The following is a 636-nucleotide window of genomic DNA, read 5'->3' as shown; positions in this document are numbered from 1 at the left end:
TTATCTCATATATCGGCTTCTGATAGATTCTCTATAATTATAAATAGGTGCTTCCTGTTCATAACTTTCCTCATCGTTATGATCTAAACGACTTTTATCATAGGTATATGGCAGGTATACACTTGGCGGTTCAACGCTTGTCGTATCAGTTAGTGTTTTCAAATACGAGACTAATGCTTCCTCATCATCGGCACTCAACCTAAGATTACCAACAGCAAACCCCGCTAAATTTTCATTGACCTCAGGCGCTGGCCAACAGTTTTCAGCTATAGCTTGTTCAGCCGTTATATACTCGTTAGAACATGTTGCTTTCACAGTAGCCGTATTATAAAAATGTACAATTTGCTCTAACGATTTAAACCAACCATTATGGGTATAAGCTTTAACAAAAGAAGGGTATGGTCGTTTATCAACATTACGCAATGTCGGTACTTTATGTTCGCCTCTATGATTATTTTGCGAGGTTGTCGCAAATAAACCTAGATCAGGTTCTGGATCATTAGGGATTTCATGATTTCTTGGTACTCCGATATTGAAGTAGAAATCATTGGTATAACGTTCAAATTTGCCAACACCTTGATCATTTCCGCTTTGATGACAGAAGAAGCACCTAGCTTGACCATAAAAAAGATCATG

At 37.7% G+C, this 636-nt stretch carries 1 pseudogene; it reads right to left on the bottom strand.

The features are described 5' to 3' along the window. Positions 1-636: pseudogene (locus C9J12_RS30310) on the bottom strand (cytochrome-c peroxidase); the annotation flags it as partial.

The organism is Photobacterium frigidiphilum (genome assembly GCF_003025615.1).
Taxonomy (GTDB): Bacteria; Pseudomonadota; Gammaproteobacteria; order Enterobacterales; family Vibrionaceae; genus Photobacterium; species Photobacterium frigidiphilum.
The sequence above is the reverse complement of the archived record's forward strand: the minus strand, read 5'-3'. Positions and strand labels throughout refer to the sequence as shown.